Annotated in this window: 15 protein-coding genes; 3 read left to right on the top strand and 12 right to left on the bottom strand. The window is 35.4% G+C overall.

Features of this window, described 5'->3' with window-relative positions; translation table 11 throughout:
- Positions 1-35 precede the first annotated feature (35 nt).
- The 9 genes from pckA to PGH12_RS14030 all read right to left on the bottom strand — a co-directional run bounded on the left by pckA (position 36) and on the right by PGH12_RS14030 (position 14,264).
- Positions 36-1,652: a phosphoenolpyruvate carboxykinase (ATP) gene (gene pckA, locus PGH12_RS14070; protein ID WP_267596253.1), complete on the bottom strand. Its 1,617-nt coding sequence runs from the start codon at positions 1,650-1,652 to the stop codon at positions 36-38.
- Between the two features lie 130 nt (positions 1,653-1,782).
- Positions 1,783-2,685, bottom strand: a complete 903-nt coding sequence (locus tag PGH12_RS14065) for a GYDIA family GHMP kinase (protein WP_267596254.1) — start codon at positions 2,683-2,685, stop codon at positions 1,783-1,785.
- Positions 2,686-2,697: 12 nt separating this feature from the next.
- Positions 2,698-3,573, bottom strand: coding sequence for an ACP S-malonyltransferase (gene fabD / locus PGH12_RS14060; RefSeq protein WP_267596255.1), 876 nt, complete (start codon positions 3,571-3,573; stop codon positions 2,698-2,700).
- A gap of 58 nt (positions 3,574-3,631) precedes the next feature.
- A complete protein-coding gene (locus tag PGH12_RS14055) occupies positions 3,632-5,344 on the bottom strand; it encodes an amino acid ABC transporter substrate-binding protein (RefSeq protein ID WP_267596256.1) in 1,713 nt (570 codons plus the stop codon).
- Between the two features lie 37 nt (positions 5,345-5,381).
- A complete protein-coding gene (gene bshC / locus PGH12_RS14050) occupies positions 5,382-6,968 on the bottom strand; it encodes a bacillithiol biosynthesis cysteine-adding enzyme BshC (RefSeq protein WP_267596257.1) in 1,587 nt (528 codons plus the stop codon).
- Positions 6,969-6,979: 11 nt separating this feature from the next.
- Positions 6,980-8,917, bottom strand: coding sequence for a putative porin (locus PGH12_RS14045; RefSeq protein WP_267596258.1), 1,938 nt, complete (start codon positions 8,915-8,917; stop codon positions 6,980-6,982).
- Positions 8,918-9,010: 93 nt separating this feature from the next.
- Positions 9,011-9,829, bottom strand: a complete 819-nt coding sequence (locus PGH12_RS14040) for a DUF4843 domain-containing protein (protein WP_267596259.1) — start codon at positions 9,827-9,829, stop codon at positions 9,011-9,013.
- Between the two features lie 14 nt (positions 9,830-9,843).
- A complete protein-coding gene (locus tag PGH12_RS14035) occupies positions 9,844-11,373 on the bottom strand; it encodes a RagB/SusD family nutrient uptake outer membrane protein (RefSeq protein ID WP_267596260.1) in 1,530 nt (509 codons plus the stop codon).
- Between the two features lie 14 nt (positions 11,374-11,387).
- Positions 11,388-14,264, bottom strand: coding sequence for a SusC/RagA family TonB-linked outer membrane protein (locus tag PGH12_RS14030; RefSeq protein WP_267596261.1), 2,877 nt, complete (start codon positions 14,262-14,264; stop codon positions 11,388-11,390).
- A 132-nt stretch (positions 14,265-14,396) separates the two neighbouring features.
- Between PGH12_RS14030 and PGH12_RS14025 the strand changes: the two genes are divergently transcribed.
- Together PGH12_RS14025 and PGH12_RS14020 are read left to right on the top strand one after the other, a co-directional pair.
- Positions 14,397-16,319 (top strand): S8 family serine peptidase, encoded by a 1,923-nt coding sequence (locus PGH12_RS14025; protein WP_267596262.1) that lies wholly within the window; start codon positions 14,397-14,399, stop codon positions 16,317-16,319.
- 477 nt (positions 16,320-16,796) lie between these two features.
- On the top strand, positions 16,797-17,498 hold the full coding sequence (locus tag PGH12_RS14020; RefSeq protein ID WP_267596263.1) for a hypothetical protein: 702 nt from the start codon (positions 16,797-16,799) through the stop codon (positions 17,496-17,498).
- A gap of 102 nt (positions 17,499-17,600) precedes the next feature.
- Here the strand turns inward: PGH12_RS14020 and infB are convergent, their stop codons facing one another.
- The 3 genes from infB to rimP form a co-directional block, all read right to left on the bottom strand.
- Positions 17,601-20,594, bottom strand: a complete 2,994-nt coding sequence (gene infB, locus PGH12_RS14015) for a translation initiation factor IF-2 (RefSeq protein ID WP_267596264.1) — start codon at positions 20,592-20,594, stop codon at positions 17,601-17,603.
- A gap of 74 nt (positions 20,595-20,668) precedes the next feature.
- Complete coding sequence (gene nusA / locus PGH12_RS14010) at positions 20,669-21,904, bottom strand: transcription termination factor NusA (protein WP_267596265.1); 1,236 nt, start codon at positions 21,902-21,904, stop codon at positions 20,669-20,671.
- A gap of 18 nt (positions 21,905-21,922) precedes the next feature.
- Positions 21,923-22,390: a ribosome assembly cofactor RimP gene (rimP, locus tag PGH12_RS14005; RefSeq protein ID WP_267596926.1), complete on the bottom strand. Its 468-nt coding sequence runs from the start codon at positions 22,388-22,390 to the stop codon at positions 21,923-21,925.
- Positions 22,391-22,657: 267 nt separating this feature from the next.
- On the opposite strand from rimP, the gene PGH12_RS14000 reads away from it, so the two are divergent.
- Positions 22,658-23,968, top strand: coding sequence for a UDP-glucose dehydrogenase family protein (locus PGH12_RS14000; protein ID WP_267596266.1), 1,311 nt, complete (start codon positions 22,658-22,660; stop codon positions 23,966-23,968).
- The last annotated feature ends 1 nt before the right edge of the window (position 23,969 follow it).

Below are 23,969 nucleotides of genomic sequence, written 5' to 3'. Positions count from 1 at the left end.
AAAGCCTCATCGATTGATGAGGCTCTTCACTATTTCTAAATGGTCTGTTCCTGCAATTGAGGACCAGAAGCAATCAGCTTCTTGGCTTCGTCATTACCGCAGTACTGCTCGAAGTTTTTGATATATTTTGCAGCAAGATCTTTTGCTTTTTCTTCCCATTCTGCAACGTCATTATAAGTGTCTCTCGGATCTAAAATGCCTTCAGAAACATTTGGCAATGAAGTTGGAATTTCCAAATTCATAATAGGAATAATTGTTTTCTCAGCATTTTCAATTGATCCGTCAATAATAGAATCAATAATTGCTCTTGTATCTTTAAGAGATATTCTCTTTCCTGTACCGTTCCATCCGGTGTTTACTAAATAAGCTTTTGCACCATGTTCTTTCATTTTACCAATCAATGTTTTAGAATACATTGTTGGATGCAATGTTAAGAATGCTTCACCAAATGCAGGAGAAAACGACGGTTCCGGTTCAGTAATTCCTCTTTCAGTTCCGGCTAATTTTGAAGTGTAACCGCAAAGAAAATGATACTGAGCCTGATTTTCATCTAAAACAGAAACCGGAGGCAAAACTCCGAAAGCGTCTGCCGAAAGATAAACAATCTTGCTTGCATGACCTGCTTTAGATGGTAAAACGATTTTATTGATATGATAAATCGGATAAGAAACTCTCGTATTTTCTGTGATAGATCCGTCTGTGTAATCTGCAACTCCATCGTGAACGACAACATTTTCAAGAAGCGCATCTCTTTTGATAGCTCTGAAAATATCCGGTTCTTTTTCTGCTGACAAATCGATCACTTTTGCATAACAACCGCCTTCATAATTGAAAACTCCGTTGTTATCCCAACCGTGCTCATCATCACCGATTAAATATCTTTTAGGATCTGCTGATAAAGTAGTTTTCCCTGTTCCCGAAAGTCCGAAGAATAACGCTACATCTCCTTTTTCACCAACGTTTGCTGAACAGTGCATTGATGCCATCCCTTTCAACGGAAGATAGTAATTCATCATCGCAAACATTCCTTTTTTCATTTCTCCACCGTACCATGTTCCACCAATGATCTGAAGCTTCTCTGTAAGGTTGAACATCACGAAGTTCTCAGAATTTAATTCCTGCTCTTCCCAGTTAGGGTTTGTAGTTTTAGAACCATTGATTACTGTAAAATCAGGTTCTCCATAATTTTCTAAATCAAAATGAGAAGGACGGATAAACATATTCGTAACGAAATGTGCCTGCCACGCTACTTCAACGATAAATCTTACTTTAAGTCTTGTATCTTCATTCGTACCGCAAAACGTATCGACAACATAGATTTTTTTGGCATCAGAAAGTTGATTTAAAACTAAATCTTTACAAGATTCGAAAATTTCAGGAGTGGTAGGAAGGTTTACTTTCCCGTCCCAGAAAACAGTATCTTTCGTAACATCATCCTGAACGATATATCTGTCTTTAGGTGAACGACCGGTGAAAATCCCTGTCTGTACAGATACAGCCCCGGATTCTGTAAGCTCAGCTTTTTCAAACCCTTGGTTTTCAGGTGAAACTTCAGCTTGATATAACTCTTCGTACGAAGGATTATAAGTTAATTCATACTCTCCTTTAATCCCTAATTTTTGTAAATCCTGGATGATTTTAGCGTTTTTCATTTTACTTATATTTTCTGTTTCTTTTTGTTGGTCTAACCATAGTAATATTAACTATTTGTTAAACTTCGATAAATATAAACATATAAGTGAAAATGACAAATAAAAAACGAAGCTTTTAAATACCTAATTATCAATCAATTAAATCACCCCACTCAAAAATAGTGTTAAAACCTTTGCCCCAAAAATAGTCCTCAAAGCCTTCAAATTTTGCGCTCATTACAAAATCACCGCCCCAAGCGCCTAAACTTTTGACAAATTTTGCACAATCTGCAAAAAAAATTGATTTAACTGTCGGTATTCCAATAAAATCAGAAATACGTTGTTCATGTAATATCATTAAGTCCGAAAATTTATCTAATTCATCACACAATAAAATATTTCTTGTGAGATCAGAAAATTCATTGATCATCTTTTGAGACTTTATTTTAGACTTATAAAGATTGATTCCTTCACGGCTATCCTGCTTTTGATTTAAATGAATGAAAATCAGCTCATTCTTAAATGTAGGATTGAAATTTATCTTCTCAAAATGTATTTGAGGCTGGTTCTGAAACAGGACTGCTGATTTTGCATTGGCAACCGCAATATCATAACCGCTTCCACCTAAACTGATTGAATTTAAATGAAAAGGATCAATTTCTGACCACTCCGCAAGATTGTTCATTAAAGTCGAGCTACTTCCCAAACCATAATCCGGCGGAAACTGAAGATTTGTTTTTAAATGATAAGAATCTTTGCTTTTGAATTTGATGTCAGAAAGATTCTGAACATTTTTAAGAGTTTTAAGAATAAACTCTGCACTTGAAGTAATGTTGGCTTCTAAGATCTGCCAGTTTTTATAATCGATGGCAGCCTTTAACCATAATTTGTTTTGATGATAGGCTTCCCAAAAAACAACAGAATTTCCGTCATGCTTTTCTTCAAAAAAAAGCTCTTGTCCCAGCTTGGTTGGTACCGCTAAGACAAGAGCTCCGTCTACAGCGAAATATTCTGAAGTAAGCATTAGCTTTCCCGGTGAATAAATTTCGCCCATTTTTATTTAAAATTAAATTGCAGAAGCTGATGTAACTTCGCTGTCAATTTTTTTAATTAAACCTTGTAAGGTCTTTCCTGGCCCTACTTCTATGAAATTGGTAGCACCGTCTTTGATCATATTTTGTACAGACTGTGTCCATTTTACAGGACCTGTCAATTGTGCAATCAGATTACTTTTAATTTGTTCAGGATCAGTTACTGCTGTTGTCGTAATATTCTGATAAACAGGAATCGTAGCTTTTCTGAATTTGGTATTTTCAATAGCCGCCGCCAATCTTTCCTGAGCCGGCTGCATCAAAGGTGAATGGAAAGCTCCATTTACAGGCAACAACAATGCTCTTTTTGCTCCTGCTTCCTTCAATTTAGCACAAGCTTCTTGCACAGCAGCTGTTTCTCCAGAGATCACCAATTGTCCGGGACAATTGTAGTTCGCAGGTACAACAATTCCGTTTATAGTAGCGCAAATTTCTTCAACTTTAGCATCTTCTAATCCTAAAATCGCCGCCATAGAACTTGGATTTGCATCGCATGCTGCCTGCATTGCTTTTGCTCTTTCAGAAACCAGCTTCAAGCCGTCGTCGAAAGACAAAACTCCATTGGCTACTAAAGCTGAAAATTCTCCTAAAGAATGTCCGGCTACCATCTCTGCACCCAAACCATTTACCGCTTTTAAAGCAGCAACAGAATGAATAAATATTGAAGGCTGTGTAACCTCAGTTTTTTTCAGATCTTCATCTGCCCCATTAAACATAATGGAAATAATATCGAATCCTAAGATTTCATTGGCATACTCCATCAGGTCTTTGATGTCTTTACGGGAATCGTATAATTCTTTTCCCATACCTACAAACTGTGAACCCTGCCCAGGAAATACAAGTGCTTTCATTTATTTATTTAAAAATTAATACAAATATATATTTTAAAAGTAAAAATACTTTTAGTTTTTAAGGAGTTAATCTTATTACTCTTAAACCAGTATTTACATACGCTCCGTTGGTCTTAGATTTTACAAACTCAAATTTCGTAGCAAGCTGAGTCTGCGTTTTATTCATTTGCTTAAAGATCTCACCTTTTTTGTTCTCTCTTGTCAGCATATCATTCATCACGTCAAAACCAATGATGGCATATTTACCGGGAGTTTTGCAATATTTCGCTTTGTACGCCGCCAATATTTCTTTTTCAAAGCTGCCATCAGTATTAATTGTTCGATCCATAAGGTACACCAAACTCGCCTGGCTCAAGTCATCTACTTTTTTCTCAAAGCTTGGCACTGAATACATACTGAACGCTTTCATACCCTGAACTTCTTTTGAAAGTGCAATCATTCTGCTTGAGAAAGCTTCTCCCACAGAATCATTATCATTTGCCAGTATAGCAATCACCGGTGCAGATTGACCTGTCATCATATTTTGGTCCAGCTGAATATCCGCCGCCGAATTTACGATCATTATATTGGCATTTTTGATCGTTTTTTCGAGATTAGCTTTAATATAATTGGCATTTTCTTTTTTAGAATCTGCTACGATAAAAATTTTCTGATCAGAATAAACTGTTTTTACTTCCTCAACAATTTTATCGGAATAGGTTTGATCTGTTGTCTCAACAATTATTAAATTGCTGTAATTATATAGTTCCGGAGAGTTGGCGAATGGCGCAACAACAGGAATTTTCTGAGTTTTTGTGAAATCTAATAAGTCAATCACATTCGATTTGAAGAACGGACCAACAATTAAATCTGTATTATTCGGGTTAATCTGCGTCAATGAATTTTTAAACGAAGCTTCATTTCCGGAATCTACGACTTTGATGTCAAGTTTCTGTCCGTTTGAAGCATTTCTTTCGATAGCCAATTTTGCTCCCGTAAGAAAATCAACCGCCATTGATCTGTACTGAGTTTCATTTGTGCTGTAGCCAAATGGCAACATTAAAACTACACTCAATGCATCGCCGTTTTTCTTGGTATATGCTGCGTCTAATTTTTTGATTTTAAGAATCATTCCTGCTTTTAATCCTCTTGCTAAATCCGGATTTAAAGCAATCAGCTCATCAATACTGACTCCAAATTTGTTAACGATCGAGAAAACAGTGTCACCCTGTTCTACTGTATAAGTAGCATACTCATCCTGGCTAGAAGAAGAATAAACTGTTGTAGACTTTTCGTTCCCAGAATCTATCTTGGTTTTTGTATTGGCAAGTTGCGTAGTTTCAACGGAAACTTCAGCAGGCTTCGTTGTTGCAAGACTATTGCCATATTTTTTTATGCTGTCTAGCGGGAGAGTAATCTCGTCACCGATCTTTGTGTGAGAATCTAATTCCGGATTCAGTTTCCTCAAGTCGGTTTCAGAAATTCTGTATTGTTTAGTAATACCGTAAATCGTCTGTTTCGGCTGAAGATAGATTTTTCCTGTTTGTGAAGAAGACGCAGAAGTAGTAGTAACCTTCGCACCTGCAGAATTTCCTTTCACATTAAGAACATCACCTATTGCCAATTTTCCGTCTTTCACTTTCGGATTGAGCTTCAGCAACTCATCAATAGTAATTCCGTATTTCTTTGAAATATTGTACGGATTATCACCTTTTATAACCGTGTGCGTCTTTTGGGCAGAGATGCTCAAAAACATACATAAACCAGACAGTAAAATAAACCTCTTAACCATTTTCTATATTATAATGTACAAAAATACTTCTTTAAAATTAAATGGCAACAATTATTAATTTTGATTCTTCCACTTCCATTTCTTCTAGGCAAGACTCAAGCCACGAGTATCCGTAATCAGCAAAAAATACCGAGAAATTAAAAATTCTTTCCTGCCATGTTTTTGCCGGATGAACATCTAAAAACAACATTTCCAATCTTTCCAGCAGTTCGTTTTGCTTAATTTTTTCCGCGTGTAGAAGTCTTTTTTTCATTCTTTTAAAAGACTTTAGCTGACGTATCTCTTCTGCCTTTACCATATTCCCGAAAGACTTTTCAGTGGTTTCTGCTAAACTTTTTAATTCTGAAAAATTATGAATCAAGCTGTTTTCTTTTTCGTCAAGACTTTCAAGAATAGAATTATTCTGTAAAATTTTAGCGTTGGTAATTTTAGTGAAATTCTGAAAGAAATCTTCAATCTTCAGATCTAATTTTTCAATTTTGCCCAAAACTTTTTCCTTGATAAATAGCATTGAATTCCTAGGAATCAAAATAGGAAAAGGAATACTCATTTTTTCAAAATAATCTTTTAGCTCAAGCCAATACATGATTTCGGCATTTCCACCGATGTAAGCTAAATTCGGCAAAATCTTCTCCTGATAAACGGGACGCATTAATGCATTCGGGCTAAATTTCTCAGGATAGTTTTCTAATTCAGATAAGATTTCTTCCTTTGTAAACGTCTTATTTGTATCTACAATGATGTACTTTTCACCGTCAAAATCTATTCTGTCTCTGGTTTCTGAAAGGTAAAACAAATTAATTTCTCTCGGGTTCACCTGAACTTTACCATATTTTTCTGTCAGAAAATCAACTTTTTCTTTTGAGGTTTTATGCAAACTAAAATTGATCAATTCATCTTTAAAAATTTCTTTAATCTGATTTTTTAATTCTCTGGAATCTCCGTCGAGAATCAACAACCCAAATTCTGAAAATAAACGGTTGACTAAAATCTGTATTGCTTCAGTTAAAGTATTTCCTACTTTATATGCTTCTTTGAGCATTAAGATCAATTCGGTCCCGAAAATAGAATCTTTAAATTCCTTTTCAAATTCAGAAATGAAAAAAGTATCATTGATTTTTATTCTACCAACTGCTCCACCAGATTTTCCGTTGATTTCGTAATAATGGTTTTCCGTTTTAAAATGATTGATTTCGGCAAAATCATGATCTTCCGAAGCCATCCAATACACGGGTACAAAATTAAAATCGGGAAATTTTTGTTTTAAATTGGTACATGTTTTTATTGTCTGCAAAATTTTATAGACAAAAAATACAGGCCCAGAAAAGAGATTTAGCTGATGTCCTGTTGTGATCGTAAAAGTATTTGCAGATCTCAAACTATCAATATTTTCTTTCTGCTTATTAGAAAGTTTTAAATTTGAAAGCTGATCTTTGAAGGCTTTAAAAATGATTTCTCTTTGAAAATTATTAAAAGAATTCTGTTTCTTATGAATCTGCTGCGCAAAATGATCAAATGAAAAAGTATTGTTTTCGAAACCCTCGATCTCCTGGTTCAAAAAATCTTTGACCAATTGAGGAATACTTTCTATATCGTTAAATGCTATTTTAGTGACTGTTTTCAATTGGTTGAAATTTAGTTAAACAAATACCATACAATCCCGATGTTTAGCCTGAAATCGTATACAGGATAATGTGGGAATGCATAAGCTTTGTTATATGAAAGAAGAGTTCCCATTTGCTGTCCTTCGATGAAAAAGAACATTTTTTTCACTTTCATGTTGAAATAAAGATCCGCAATTGGCTGCCCTCCTATCGAAAAAGAATCGGCCGTCGGAAGAATATATTCATTTAAAATCGGAAAATATTCTCTTGATGCAAATTTTGAGAAATAATAAACTTTGATACCCGCCTGAATTTCTGCTGCATTTTTGAATGCTTTTGACTGAAAAAACAAATTGGCTCTTCCAATAAATGAAGGCATCGGAAGAAGTTCTTTATTCGTTAAAGCATTCTGAAACTGAACTCTCGTATTCAAATGAAATTTTCTGTAGCTGAACGTTGCGTCACCTCCTATCTGAGAAATATTTAAAGAATTCTCGCTTTGACGAGGCGTTGCCGAAGAATCGAAATAAGTATAATTGTCTATTCTAAAATAATTTGCAAACAATTGTGACTTGAACCATTTTAGATTAACACTTCCTCCAATTTCTGTTATCGATTGGTTTTTTGCATCTTGAAGATAATAATTAAATTTTCTGTAAACAGAAGAATTTGCCAAATAATTGAACGATGGATAAACACTTTGGAAATTGACCTTCGCATTAACAAAATAATCTTTTATAGGTTCAAACTTGATATTGTTTGTCGTTTTCAGATAATTACCAAATTGACTTCCGTTAGAAAACTCTAAAAACGAGTTTAACTGGAATTTATCAAACAATTTTACCTGTAAATTTCCTATAGCGCCCAATCTGTTTTCTTTAAGTTCACCGGGAACATCCACGAGCGGCGAATCAATTTCATTTAAACCAAATTTCAACATTTGGTAACGTACTCCTGCATCTAATTTAATCTTTTCATTATCCAAAACTAAGCTAACCGTATTGCTGAAGTTGTTGGAATATTTTTTTGTTGATGGAGAAAATCCGTTAACAACTTGTGAGGCTGTTGTATACCAATAATTTTCTAAACCATCCTGAAAGTAGTAATATTTATTTCCCTGATTTGACAAAGTATGTCTTATCCTGAAAGGGAATTTTTCTGAATTAAAAGGTGTAAACTGATGACTCAGATAGTACCGTCTGTAAGAAAACTGCGAACTGGAGCCAGCCAAATTAACCTGAGCATTTTCTTTATTGCTTTCGCTATTTCCTGATTGAAAAAGTGCATCATCTGATATTCCTCCGTTTTCTTCATTATTTACATTCTGATGCAGATAGTGCGCAAAAAGCTCGTAGTTTCCATTTTTAGAAATGTAATGACCCGAAAATAAAGTGTTATTATTCGCAGATAATGAGTTTCTATAAAATCCCTGCGACCGCAATCCCATATATTCGACTGCAAAATTGAACCTTTTACCGATATTCTGTGTATATGTAGATTGTAGTGCGGCACCATTTCGCATTGCAGTATGGTAAATGAATGTAGCCGTCGGAGTTTTTACATCATAGTACCTAATATCATTAGCAGTTAAAATTCCGTAAGATTTGTTAGACGGCAGCAATGAATGGTTTCCTTCAGCATTCACTTCATATGACAAAGGGTTAAATCCCGCACCAATGTTAGCAAACTGTACTCTGCCAAAGTTATCACGGTTATTATATTGTGAAAAAACATATGTTTTATCAAAAGTCATTACCGTATCAAAAACTTTCTTCTCAGAAAATTGCGTCTGATACTGATAATCCTGAATGGTTGGTTTAAATATTTTTAAGGAGTCCTTTGTGCCGGAATCAACGATTAAGGTGTCTGACAATTTTTTATTTAAACGATTAGAATCGGTTTTATTGACGATGACCTGGGCTTTGAGGAAGGAGCCGAAGAAAAGTATGAGGAGAAAAGCATGTTTCATTGGATAATTTGTAACAACAAAAATATGAAATTTACATCAATAAAAAATCCCTGCACTTACGAGCAGGGATAATTTTATAATAAAAATAATTTATTAGTACAATGCTGGCCAATTACCATTACTCTTTGTTAGAGTTGTGGTAGCAGTCTCACCATATGATGTAGTCCATTTGAATGTTAGCTTATTGCCATTTACAACAACATTGGAAATTGTAAATGTATCACCATATTGATTGGCAGTTGTAAAAGATAGTTTACCACATACATCAGCAATTCTTACCCCCGTAGAAGTCGCGGCATAACCAGGAAAAAATGCAAAAGCTCCAAAGCTAGAATCTGAAATTGCATATACACCAGCACTTACTTCAGTGAAAACTACACTACCTGTCAAGGGACCCGGTACAGTAGTAGATCCTCCGTCAGGAGTAAATGCATTTACAGTTGAATACTGATACGAACCAGCTAAAGCTGATGGACATACTTTTTTATATGTTAAAATATAAGTTTGATCAAACGTAGCATTAGGAATTGATGAAGACTGTAATTTAAATACAATCAATTTAGGTGTAAGAGTTGCACCAGATTCAAGTAATTTCACCTGAAATTTCCCTCCAATTTCACCAGCATTAACTGTTGTATTCTGATTTATAATTTGAAAGTCAGTACCTTCAACAGCAGTTGAAACACTTGTATCAACAACTAATTTAACTTGTGATGCTCCAGAAACCGGTGTAATCGTGCCAAATTCGATATTAACTGTATTAGAACCTGTTCCGCCTGTCACAGCTGCATCGCTACTTACACCTTTGTTAAAATGCAAATATGATTGACCCTCGTAAACTGCGGCCTCATCTTTACAACTGTTTAACAGGAAAATAAGAGAGGCAAATATTAAAAATGCGATTTTTTTCATAGAATTCTATATTATTAATTATAACCTGGGTTTTGTTGAATATTAGGATTTGCATTAATCTCTTCCAATGGAATAGGAAGAGTAAATCTATAATCACTAGCAGGTAATGTAAGAGGTAAACCTTGATTATCATCGTCATATTTGTCTCTGTCTATACCAACACCTGCTGCCACCCCCATTCTTTTTAAATCTAAATAACGATGCCCCTCAAGACTTAACTCCTTTCTTCTTTCTAACAGAATATCTGCGTACGCCTGTTGAGCAGAAGTATAAGTGATTGCAGGGGTCACTCCTGATTTTGATCTTCTTTGACGAATGGTAGTTATATTAGATGCTGCAACCGTCAAATTACCTTCGTGCACAGCAACTTCCGCCATGATAAAATACATTTCAGATAATCTTACCATTTTAATATCATTTCTTAATTGCATAGTTGCATTAGCTAGTGGAGCCGTTTTACCAGGATATTTATTTATTACAATAACATCATCTTCTCTGGGATTTGGACCATTCGGATAGAATTGATCAAAGGTACTTGTTGCATCAACAAATACATCACGTCTAATATCACCATTAGGGCCAGGGGTACCATAAAGAGAGAGTAACTTTCTACTCATATCAAAATTTACTGAACCATTAATATCAGTAGAATTAGTTGTCCACAGACCAGCAATATTGGACCATGCACCGACCGCACTATTTGGTCTGTATAATGACCACAATATTTCTCCTCTTGTAGTATCATTCCACATAGTTGCATAACTAGCTACAGGAGTTGGAAGAAATCCTGTCATAGCAGCAGTAGCATTGATTTTTGCATTGACATCATCACCTTTGTAATTATAATATCTTGCAGCAATCGCATTGATAGCGCGCTTCTCTAAATAATGTTGCAACTGAGTACCTGTTCCAGCAGCTACACTTGTAGCTGTAAAATTAGTAAGTGCATACTGTAAATCTGATTCTATCAAAGCAAAAATTTCAGAATTCTTTACTCTTGGTAATTTTGTTCCAAAAATATCTGCAGGTTGTGTGCTTAATGCAACACCCAATGCATTAGGATCCTTCATATTGGGTGAAAAGTATGCTTCTAATGTAATGTACGCATATGCTCTCAACGCTCTTGCGTGTACTAATACTGCAGTATAAGTTGCTTGATTTGTAGCATCAAGACTATTATAATTAATTAGCTTACTTCTATCTAAAAGGATATTAACTTTATTAATTATGTTATAGTTGCTGACCCATACACCTGCCGCGTCACCTGAAGTTGAATTTAAAACCCATCTATGAGTTTGAATATCACTTGTACTAACTCCTGCAGGGCCAAAACCTATTTCATCTGTAAACACAGATGTAAAGAATATTTCATTGGACGGATCAACAGAAGGATAAACGTTACCATTAAGAAATAATTTCATGTCATCCGCTGTCTTAAAAGCAACCGCGGGATCATTAATTTCAAAATCCTGAACTATATCTAGTGCATCCTTGCAAGATGTCATCACTAGAAAAACTGATAATATATAAAATATTTTTTTCATTGTAATAATTTAATTTAAAAATCAACTTTTACCCCTAAAGTAAACATCCTTGGATTTGGATAAACGCTTAAATTAGATCCTGTGATAGGTTCGGGGTCGAAACCTCTCCATTTTGTCCATGTGTAAATATTTTCAGCCTGTACATAAACTCTCATACCCGTAATAGGTAAGTTTCTTAACATATCTCTGGTAAGCTGATATCCTACTGTAACAGATCTCACTTTAACAAATGACGCATCCTTTATAAAATAATCTGAGTCTGCGGTGAACCCCCAGTTTGTTGCTCTTAAATTAGGCACATCACTATTGCTATTACTTTGGCTCCAAGCATCTAACAAATCTGTTGAAAGATTAGCAGATCCTACAGCATTTGATCCTAATCCTTCTGGATTAGCTAACCAGTATAAAGCATTATCAAATTTTTTAATTCCTTGTTGGAATGTAAATAAAGCATCAAGGAAGAAACCTTTGTATCCACTTTCAAAACCAAAACTACCTGCATATTTAGGAATAGGACTTACTTCTAAATATTGAGCATCAATAACATCTGGTGATTCTGTAACTCCACCATCTTTTGTATAGAATAGCAAATTACCATTACTTTTATTAACACCGGCATATTTGTAAACATACCATTCACTCAGCTGATGACCGGCAATTGTAGTAGTTGTTCCAGGAGCTGGATCTCCATTTGTAATAAATTCATTAATTTTGTTCTGATTGTAAGCACCATTAGCAAAGATACTAAACTTCACACCGTCCTTGTTGAGAATATTATAACGCAATCCAAGTTCAACACCTTTATTGGTCATTGTTCCATTGTTACCATTTATTCCATAAGTACCAGCTACACCAGACACCGGAAAAGTACTGAAGAGATTTGTTGTTCTCTTATTATATATATCAAATGTACCTTCCAACTTATTACTTAGTAAAGTAAAGTCTAATCCAATATTAGCCTGCGCTACATCTTCCCACTGCACTCTTGGATTTCCATAACCAAATCCTGATCCAAGAGCATTACCATAACCTATTGGAGAAGTATATTGATCTCTTACAATACTAGTTGCAGTCAACAAAGGGTTTGAACCAGCTCCGGCAGCAATGATATTTTGGTTACCATTAGTACCATATGATGCTCTTAGTTTTAGAACACTGAATGTAGAACCCTCCATGAAGTTTTCCTGATCAATATTCCATCTTCCAGCAACAGCCCAATAAGTAGCCCATTGATTATCTCCAACGAATCTATAACTTGCATCTCTTCTTAAAGTTCCACTGAAACCGTATTTTCCGGCATAATCGTAGTTTGCATTTGCAAAATAAGCAAGCGTACCCGCAACCAGTCTAGAAGCACCTACAGAAGGAAGATAGTTTGGATTATCAAACGGTACGTAGCCAGTACCAGATCCAGGAATATAAGTTCTCGGATCTAGACCATTTTGTGTTCTGGAAGTAGTTCTATAGTGCACTTTGTTATATTCCATACTTACTGTAGCATCTACAGTATGCTCACCCGCCTGCCCATTGTATGAAGCAGATACCACATTATTGATGCTTAAATCTCTGGTCGTTGCTTGAGACTCACTTCCTGTAAACTTTTGAGTAGATGTTTGAGTGGCTAAAGCTAAATAAGCCCCTGGTGCTCTACCGGAAATTCTTTCACCCTGCCTGTAATCTATACCTAATTTATTATTTATGCTAAAATTCTTAGTAAATTGATAAGACGCCCCTAAGTTACCTGTTATAGATATCTGATCAACAAAGTTTGGAAGATTACCTCTAGTCAAGAGGTTTTCTAATACGTATATATTATTACCATTATTAAAATTGGTCTTTATAGTATTGAATAATTCTTGACCATTTGCATAAACACCAGGAGCCAAATATGGTAATCCTTGCAAAACACCTAGAAGAGGATTCTGTACTGAATTGTTTCTAATTGCAGAACTGGTCTCTTCAAACAATTCATTTCTTCTTGAAAAAGCAAGACCAATCTGTGAGTTTACAGTTAGTTTTTCGTCTTTTGATCTAGCCTGAATATTTGATCGCGCAGTAAATCTTTTAAAATCTGTTGTTGGCACCGCACCTCCTTGCTCCATATAACCAAAAGAAGTATATGACGTTACGTTAGCTCCACCTGATGAAACTGCTATATCATGTGATTGAAACATTTCTGGTTTAAAAAACACTTTCTTCCAATCTGTATCAACACCCGCTGCCTGACCCGCCAATGCAAGATCGTAAGGATTAGGAGTAGCAGTAGTACTTGGAGTTAAGCCATAAGCCCTCATAATATCCAAATACTCATTGGTATTTGCAAGATTATACTTATCAAGAGGCCTCAATGACAAGCCGGTCATACCAGTGTAGCTTACTTTAAGAGCACTATTAAACTTACCTCTTTTTGTTCTTATCACAACAACTCCATTTGCTCCTCTGTTACCATAGATGGCAGTAGCAGCAGCATCCTTCAGAACAGTCATTGATTCGATATCATTAGGATTTAAGTTTCTGTATTCAGAAGCATTTGAAGGAACATCATCTATTACAATCAAGGCATCTGTATTACCATTAATTGAACTCGTACCTCTAATTAGCAAACTAAATTTAGCGGAACCGGGACTACCTGACCCCCCACTCATAACAACACCGGGAGCAGAACCCTGCAAAGCCGTTAATACATTGGGATTTGGTCTATTTTCAAGGAAAACATCACTTACCGTATTAGAAGCAACTGCTGAAGTTTTTTTCGTAATAGTTTTTGAATACCCTAATACAACAACTTCTTCAATTTCTTTTACTTTTGTAGTGTCAGTCTTCTGAGCAAAAGCTAACTGTCCTGTAAAGAATAGTACACCAGCCGTTAACACACGTAATTTAACATTCATATTAACAAATTTTAATATTATTTCGTGCAAATATGTTAATAATTATTAAAACCACCAAATTTTTTAACTTTTATTTTATAATTAATTATATAGTAACAGATTTTACATATATTTGTGCAAATTATACTCAATATGAAAAAATTTACATATTTGCTGTGTTTTTCACTTATCCTTCCGATTGTCTCTAATGCACAGACATTGGAAGAGAGAAAGAACATTGCTACTTATTCTAATAAAAAAGCAAATTTTGAATTAGCAAAACATCTACAAAATGAAGATTTAGAGAGAAAAATTAGATTGCAAAACTTTATTCATCAAAACCCCTCATTTCAAGTAAGCAATAGAATTGGAGCAATAGGACTTGAAGAACTTTTAGATGTATTGCCAAATGGTGAAAAAATATTTGCAAGAACTACCAATGCTGGTTCAGCTACAACTGCAAGAGCCACTGCTTTGTATAACGGCGGAAGTTTGGGAATAAGTATTCAGGGTCAAAATATGATCGCCGGAGTTTGGGATGGAGGTAACGCTAGAAGCACACATCAAGAATTTATGGTAGGAAGCACTAGTAAAATAACGCTTGGTGACGGAACAGATTTTCAGCCACACCCAACACATGTAGCAGGAACAATTGCAGCGAAAGGTTTATTTCCTGACGTGAGAGGTGTCGCTTTCAATTCGTCAATTCTCTCATATAATTGGGATTCTGATCTAACCGAAATGTTAGATCAAGCATCAAATGGACTATTGGTTTCTAATCATTCGTATGGTATTGGACAACTAAGCAGCTTGTGGTTTTATGGAGCTTATGATTCTAGAGCACAAGTAATTGATGACATCTGTTATAATAATCCATATTATTTGCCTGTGATTTCGGCAGGGAATGATCGTAATAAAACAACAGCTCCTGGCTCAGTTCAAATAAACACTAAAGAAGGTTTTGATATGATTTTTGGACATGGTAATGCTAAAAATATAATAACTGTTGCTGCTGTAAATGAAGTTAGTCCTTATATAGATACTTCAAGCGTTGTTATGTCACCGTTTAGCAGTTGGGGCCCATCAGATGATGGCAGGATAAAGCCAGACATTTCTATGAAAGGAGTAAATGTATTATCAACGCTTTCATCATCTGATACAGCTTTAGGATATATGTCTGGTACCTCAATGGCTTCTCCAGGTGTTACAGGAGTTGTACTTTTACTTCAGCAATACTACAATCAACTTTACAGTAGTTTTATGAAGTCTTCTACAGTTAAGGGGTTAATCTTGCACACAGCAGATGAAGCAGGATTTGCTGTTGGACCTGATTATTCTTTTGGGTGGGGTTTAATAAATGCACAAAAGGGAGCAATGGCAATTCGTGATAAAAATTCCACTACAAATAATAAAAGTGTTATAGAAGAACCTACATTATTTAATACTGCTACTTATACTAAAACTATAACTGCTAGTGGAACAAACCCCTTGAAAATTTCAATTTCATGGACAGATCCAGCAGCACTCATTACAGATATTAACACAGGAACTGTAGATCCAACTACAAAATACTTAATTAATGATTTAGATATAAAAGTATCTAAGAATGGAGTTAACTACTATCCTTGGAAACTTCAAGGCATGAATAATACCTCGGGAGTTGCTACAAATTCGGGAACAAATGACGTTGACAATTTTGAAAGAGTAGACATCAACAATCCTTCAGGTACATACACAATTACAGTTACACATAAAGGAACTTTATCTGGAGGTAGCCAAAACTTTAGTTTGATTGCCACATCAGATAACCTTGCTACTCTTTCAACTAACGAAGAGATTAAAGCAAATGATACTAAAGTAGATTTTTATCCTAACCCTGCCAAGAATTATATTCAGATCAACGAAAAAGATAAAGATTTACTTATTAATATTTATGATGTATCCGGCAAATTGATATTAACTTCAAAACTAGTTGATAACAAAATTAGCATTAGTCATTTAGTAAAAGGAAATTACATTGCTAACTTTATCAATAAAAAAGGAGAAATAAAAAGCTTTAAATTTATTAAAGAGTAAAGCGTTGATTCCCCTATAAAAAAAGAGTTTCTCAATATGAGAAACTCTTTTTTTATTTAAATTAGACGTCTAATCTTTTCGAATATAGCTAATAAATTTTAAGAATTGTAGAATGCAATAGTATAGTTTAAAAAATTGTGAATGAGTATTAAGAAATTTTGATAGAATTTGCACAAACAATTGTGAGGTAAAGTAAATCAGTGCAATAATTCCCGAAATTTTTAAAATATTTTCTTGCACCTTTAAATGTTCCCAGTATTTTAAATTGTTATAATACAAAATCATAAGTTTCTATTTTTTTCTGATTTTTAAATGAAGATAAAATAAAGATATGCTCGAAAACGGATTGTAATTATCACAAAGATTAAACAGCAACAATTTTATGATAGTTTAGTTAAATTTTAAATTAACTAAATATTAGTCGAAAATTAGTACTATAATCGATATATATCGTAATTTTACAAGAAATTTTTTAAAATGACAAGAAAAATTATAGGTCTTTTCGTTGTACTATTTCTACAACCTCTAAGTGCACAGCAAACCACAGCGTTATCATATAGCGGTGGCCAATTATCTACCGGCAGTGTTCTTTTTAAAGTAGATTCTCCGAATTCAAAAAGAGGTTTGTCGTACGACGAAATACAAGGCTCTCCTTATTTAGATAAGGGCTTTTTTCAAGCCACGTTTATTATATCGGACATAGACAATGGTGAAACAGCGCCTGCACGCTACAATGCGTACTCTGATAATATTGAATTTAAGAAGGGGGATGAAGTTTTGGCTCTGCTACCCGACAATCCTTTCACTAAAATAAGATTTTCTGATACAAATCAAACGTTAATTAAATTGAACGTTGATGATGATTTAAAAGGGTATTTTTTCGAAATCGTGAAAGGAAAAAATTCTCTCTATAAAAAAGTAAAGGCCAAATTTAACGACTTCGTTCCTGCAGCAAATTCTTACGCGACGGATAGACAAGCGAACTTCAATATTTTAAATCCAACTTTTTATATTAATACTGAAAAAGGATTTATGAAGCGTCCTAATAACAAGAGAGAAATTATGGAACAGTTTCCCGACAAGAAAGAAGCATTGAACTCTTTTTTCAAAGAAATTAAAGTGCGATTTGATAAAGAAGAAGATTTAAAAAGGTTAGTAATATTTTTAAATGGAAACTAAAAAATATACGCCATTTCAAATTATCTGAAGTGTCGTAGCTCAAGTAAAACAAAAACTGCCCGCATCATACGATGCGGGCAGTTTTGTATATATAATTGAATATTATTTCAATTTCTTTTTCACAGCAACTTCTTCATATACTTCAAGAATATCGTTCTGTTCGATGTCGTTGTAACCTTTTAGGTTTAATCCGCATTCGTAGCCTTTTGTAACTTCTCTTACATCGTCTTTGAAACGTTTTAAACTTTCAAGTTCACCATCGAATTTCACAATACCATCTCTCAGTAATCTCACTTTTGACTGTCTTGTTACTTTTCCGGTAAGAACCATACAACCAGCAATAGTACCAATCTTAGAAATCTTGAAGACCTCACGGATCTCTACATTACCGATTACCTGCTCTTGGATCTCCGGAGAAAGCATTCCCTCCATCGCTTCTTTTACCTCATCGATTGCTTTATAGATAATAGAGTATGTTCTGATTTCAATTTCTTCTCTGTCTGCCAATTCTTTCGCATTAGCACCGGCTCTTACGTTGAATCCGATGATAATTGCATCTGAAGCCGCAGCTAAGTTGATATCAGACTCAGTGATCTGTCCCACACCAGAGTGAAGAATGTTGACACTGATTTCTTCTGTTGACAATCTCTGTAACTGATCAGAAAGTGCTTCCACTGAACCATCCACGTCACCTTTCAAGATAATATTCAATTCCTTGAATTCTCCTAAAGCGATACGTCTACCCAATTCTTCAAGTGTCGTATGTTTCTTGGTCCTGATAGAAAGTTCTCTTTGTAACTGCTCTCTCTTGTTAGCGATTGCTTTACCTTCACTTTCGTCTGCGTAAACTCTGAATTTATCACCAGCTGTTGGCGCTCCGTCAAGACCTAAGATCGTTGCCGGAATTGATGGACCTGCTTCTTCAAGGTTCTTGCCTCTTTCATCAAGCAAAGCTTTTACTTTACCATGATTTTTACCTGCAACAACGTAATCTCCGACTTTCAAGGTTCCACTTTGTACTAACATCGTTGCAACATAACCTCTACCTTTATCTAAAGATGCTTCAATTACAACTCCCTGTGCAGCACGGTTAGGATTTGCTTTTAATTCAAGCATTTCAGCCTGAAGCAATACTTTCTCTAAAAGGACATCCATATTGTTACCCATTTTAGCAGAAATTTCCTGTGCCTGCACGTTTCCACCCCACTCTTCTACAAGAATATTCATTCCTGAAAGTTGCTGACGGATGTTGTCTGGGTTTGCATTTGGCTTATCTACCTTGTTGATTGCAATAATCATCGGAACACCCGCAGCCTGTGCGTGAGAAATAGCTTCTTTTGTTTGAGGCATCACATCGTCATCGGCAGCAATTACGATAATTGCAATATCGGTAACCTGCGCACCTCTCGCTCTCATCGCCGTAAAGGCTTCGTGACCAGGTGTATCTAGGAATGTAATTCTCTGACCGTTCTCCAACTGTACATTGTATGCACCGATATGCTGAGTAATTCCTCCTGATTCACCTGCAATTACGTTTGTTTTTCTCACGTAATCCAATAATGAAGTTTTACCGTGGTCAACGTGACCCATTACCGTAACAATCGGAGCTCTTGAAATAAGGCTTTCTTCCGTATCGATATCGTCTTCAGAATCTGCTTCTTCAAGATCAGCATCAGAGAATTCAATTTTAAATCCGAATTCGTCTGCTACCAACAATAAAGTATCAGCTTCCAGTCTTTGGTTCATGGTTACCATTACACCAAGAGAGAAACAAGCAGAAATTACTTCGGTTGCAGAAACATTCATTAAGCTAGCTAATTCACCAACAGTAATAAATTCTGTAACTTTTAATGAAGTATCTCTAGCATCGGCTTCTTGCTGAAGATTATCTTGTTCTCTACGGTAAGATCTTTTATCTTTTCTGTGTTTAGCAGATTTAGATTTACCACCTTTATTGGTTAATTTCTCAAGGGTTTCCTTGATTTGGTTTTTAACTTGCTCGTCAGTTAATTCGACAGGCATTGTTCTTTGACCAGGTCTGTTGTTGTTTCCAAAACGGTTTCCTCCGCCTTGTCCGGCAGGACGGTTTTGGCCACCCTGTCCTGGAGGACGATTTCCACCTGGGCCACCCGGACGGTTTTGACCGCCTTGTCCTGGAGGTCTGTTTCCTTGAGGACCGCCTTGTCCCGGAGGACGGTTTCCACCTGGGCCGTTCTGACCTTGAGGACGGTTTTGCCCACCTTGATTATTTCCACCCTGTTGGTTGTTCCCAGTATTCTGGTTCGGACCCCCCGGCTTTTCAATTCTTTTTCTTTTCTTCTTGGCAGCATTTGGCTTAGGCGCAAACTGCGTTAAGTCAATTTTCTCACCAACAATTTTTGGCCCATCCAATTTTTGATAAACCGTTTCAATCTTCTGAGATTCCTGAGGTTCTTCTGCTGCAGGTGCTGGTTTTTTATCTTCCACTTTCTCAATTGGTTTTTCAATCGGTTTAGGTGTTTCTTTTACAGGTTCTGCAGCTTTTGGTTCTGCTTTTACCTCTTCCACTTTAGGTTTATCTTTTTTGGCAGGTCTGTTTCTATTCCCCTCAATTTGAGACAAATCAATTTTATCCAACACTTTAAACTCCTGCTTTTCAGGTGTTGGTTTAGTTTCAGAAACCACTTTGGGTTCTTCCTTCGCTGGTTCTTTCACTTCTTCTACAACCTTTTTTTTCTCCTCAACAGGAGTTGGTACAGGTGTCGGAGCAGGAGCAGGAATTTCTTCCACAGCTTCAGGTTTTTTAGGCTCTAAATCAATTTTACCTAAAATTCTGGTTTCTGGTTTATTAGCTTTAGCTCTTATTACTTCAGGTGTTTTCTTTTCTTCAATTTCCAGTTTTTCTTCAGGAACTTTAGAAATAACCACCTCATGGGAAGCTTTACGCTGCTCGCCGTCTTTGGCAAACTCAGCTTCCAATGCAGAATATGCCGCCTCTTCTAATTGAGCGTTAGGATTGCTTTCAACCACAATATCTTTAGACTGTAAAAATTCTACCAGTCTCGACATCGATATATTGAATTCCTTAACCGCTTTATTTAATCTTATTTTTGGCATCTATATTATTTACTGTTTTTTTTTAATTCTTAAAATTAAAGTATTCTTTTACTGCTCTTAAAATCTATACAATTTTATTCCTCAAATTCTGCTCTCAAGATACTTTTCACATCATTGATGGTTTCCTCTTCAAGGTCAACCATTTTTAATAGACTCTCTGTATCTTTATCCAGAACTGATTTAGCAGTCGTAAGACCTACTTTCTTAAACTCATCCAAAATCCACTGCTCAATATCGTCATTGAATTCTCTCAAATCAACATCATCATCTTCACTGGCCTCTCTGTACACGTCAATTTCGTAACCCGTCAACCACGAAGCCAATCTGATGTTTTGACCTTGCTTACCGATAACTTTAGAAATCTCTTCAACAGGAGTATACACCATAGCATAATTGGTTTCCTCGTTGATGTCAATTTTATTGATGGTAACATTTCCTAAAGCTCTTTTCACCAATATTTCAGGGTTTTTTGACCACTGAATTACATCTATATTTTCGTTTCTTAATTCTCTTACCACACCGTGGATTCTTGAGCCTTTTACTCCAACGCAAGCTCCTACAGGATCTATTCTGTCATCATAAGCATCAACAGCGATTTTTGCTTTCTCTCCCGGAATTCTTACTGCTTTTTTAAGGATAATTGTTCCGTCCTGGATTTCAGGGATTTCTAATTCCAATAATTTCTCCAAAAATTTAGGAGCTGTTCTTGAAATGATAATCTGAGGCTTAGATCCTTTAAAATCAACAGATTCTACAATAGCTCTGATGTTTTCACCTTTCTTGAAGAAGTCTGATGAAATTTGATTTTCTTTTGGTAAGATAAATTCATTATCCTCATCATCCAACAAGATTACGTGCTTGTGACGAATGTGGTGAATTTCACCCGTTACAATCTCTCCAATTTTATCCTTAAACTGCTCATAAAGCATGGCATTGTTATGCTCCTGCAATTTCGTAGCCAAGATTTGCTTTAAAGTAAGAACGTTTCTTCTTCCCAACTGAGCTACCGGAATTTCCATTGTAAAATCTTCACCTACTTCAAAAGTCGGATCGATTTTTTTCGCTTCGGTAATTTCAATTTCCAAATCATCATCTTCAGACATTTCGTCTTCTACGATTGTTTTATTTAAAAATATCTGAAAATCACCTTTATCAGGGTTTACAATAACATCAAAATGATCATCAGAATCAAATCTTTTTCTCAAAAGGGTTTTCAGAGAATCTTCAATGATTGCCATCAGATCGATCTTACTGATCCCCTTTTCGTCTTTAAAATCACCAAAGGATTCAATCAACGCTATATTATCCATTTATCTTTTTTCTTTTTATTAAAATTTAACTACTACCAGTGCTTTTTTGATCTCAGTATACAGAATTTCTTTCTCTTCTTCCACATCAACCTTACCTTTACCGATATCTTTCGGTTTTCTGTAACGTAAGATCAGTGTAACTTTCTCACCGTCTACTTTTACCAGCTCCCCTTCTATCGTTGTAGAATCCTGAAGCATTACCTCAATCTCGCGCCCGATATTTTTATTAAACTGTCTCGGTGTTACAAGAGGCTCGCTCAATCCTGCCGACATTACCTGAAGGCTAAAATCGTGCTCATCACGATCTGCGTTGAATTCTATTGCACGGCTTGCATCCAGACAATCCTGCAGAGTAACGCCATTGTCACCGTCTAAAATCACAGTAACATCATCTGCTGCAGAGATCTTTAAATCAATAAGAAACAAATCTTCTCTTGTTTCAAGGAAAGCACTTAATAATGTTTCAATATTTTTTCTAAACTCCATATCTTTATTAATCATGATCTACCTGTACGAAAAAAGGCTTTCTTGCGAAGCCTTCTCATTTTTCCGTAAATCTTATGCAAATATAATACATTTTTATAAAACTACCAAATACGCTTAATAATCAATTAAATAACTTTCTCAATTTTTAGTTTAATTTGATGGTGATTACCATATTTATCAGTGAGTTTTAATAACTTATTGTTGAATTAAAAAAACAATGAAAGTATTTTTAGTATTTTTGTCGAGAATTTAAAAAAAACATACATTTTGAATATTACAATAGTAGGAACAGGCTATGTAGGATTGGTGACAGGAACTACTCTTGCAGAACTTGGAAATTCTGTATACTGTGTTGATATAGATGAAAAAAAAGTAACGGACATGAAAAACGGCATTGTGCCGATTTATGAGCCGAATCTCGAAGAAATGTTCCTCAGAAACATACAGGCTGAAAGATTATTTTTCACAACTGATTTAAAAAAAGCCTTAGACAAAAGCGAAGTAATCTACCTTGCTTTGCCAACTCCACCGGGGGAAGACGGCTCTGCAGATCTCTCTTATGTTCTGAAAGTAGCCAATGATATTGGCGAAATGATGACTGACTATAAAGTGATCGTAAACAAAAGTACCGTGCCTGTAGGAACAGCTGATAAAGTAAGTGAAGTGATTGCTTCTAAAACTCAAATTGAATTTGATGTAGTTTCTAATCCGGAATTTTTAAGAGAAGGCTTTGCAGTTGAAGACTCAATGAATCCTGCAAGAGTGGTTGTAGGTTCTAGTTCCGAAAAAGCTAAAGACATTATGGCTCAGATTTACCAGCCATTTACCAATACCGGAATTCCTATTATCTTTATGGATGAGAAATCATCTGAACTTACAAAATATGCTTCTAATTCATTTTTAGCTGTAAAAATTACATTTATGAATGAAATCGCCAATTACTGCGAAAAAGTAGGAGCTGATGTAGATAAAGTGAGACTCGGAATGGGAAGTGATGACAGAATTGGCCACCGATTTTTATTTCCAGGAATCGGATATGGCGGAAGCTGTTTCCCGAAAGATGTAAAAGCATTAATAAGATCAGGAAAAGATGAAGATTTTAATTTTCAGATTTTAGAGGCCACTGAAAATGTCAATATTTCTCAGAAAGTAATTCTTGTATCTGAAATAGAAAAATATTTCGGAGGGAATATAGAAGGTAAAACAATTGCTGTTTGGGGATTGGCGTTTAAGGCAAATACAGACGACATTAGAGAAGCATCTTCATTAGATAATATTGATCTTCTTCTAAAAAAAGGAGCAAAAATAGTGGCTTACGATACTGTCGCAGAAAAAAATGTTCAAAAAATTCTCGGCGACAAAATACAGTATTCGAAAACAATGTACGAAGCACTGGAAAATGCAGACGCACTATTTATCGCTACAGAATGGCCCGAATTTAAAAATCCCAACTTTAAACTCATGGGAGAAAAAATGAAAAATAAAGTTATTTTTGACGGTAGAAATATGTATCCTCTAGAAACGCCCGAACAAAATGGCTTCTATTATAAAAGTATCGGAAGAAAAACGATTGGCTAAA

The sequence above is a fragment of the Chryseobacterium sp. CY350 genome (assembly GCF_027945075.1).
In the GTDB taxonomy this organism is placed as follows: Bacteria; Bacteroidota; Bacteroidia; order Flavobacteriales; family Weeksellaceae; genus Chryseobacterium.
This window is presented reverse-complemented; position numbering and strand designations above follow the sequence as displayed.